Here is a 273-nt window from a genome sequence, read left to right as displayed (position 1 = left end):
ATCCACATGTCGGAGCCGATGCTCGGCGCGTGGACCGCGTCGGAGAGCGGCGCGTAGAGGAACCAGCCGAAGCTCGCCGCGCCCTGCGGGTTGAGGAAGCCGGCCGCCGCGATCAGTGAGCCGAAGAGGAAGGGCCAGTAGGTCAGCATGTTCAGCTGGGGGAACGCCACATCGGGGTCGCCGATCTGGAGCGGCATGATCCAGTTGGCGAAGCCGGTGAAGAGCGGCATCGCGACGAGCAGCAGCATGATCGAGCCGTGCATGGTGAACGCC

1 protein-coding gene is annotated in these 273 nt (G+C 66.7%); it reads right to left on the bottom strand.

Annotation, left to right across the window (positions count from 1 at the left end; all coding sequences use genetic code 11):
* Positions 1-273 (bottom strand): cbb3-type cytochrome c oxidase subunit I (locus tag J0695_RS42970; RefSeq protein WP_206970214.1); only part of this gene is annotated, 273 nt, incomplete at both ends.

The sequence above is a fragment of the Streptomyces beijiangensis genome, from assembly GCF_017315755.1.
GTDB classification, from domain to species: domain Bacteria; phylum Actinomycetota; class Actinomycetes; order Streptomycetales; family Streptomycetaceae; genus Streptomyces; species Streptomyces beijiangensis.
This window is presented reverse-complemented; position numbering and strand designations above follow the sequence as displayed.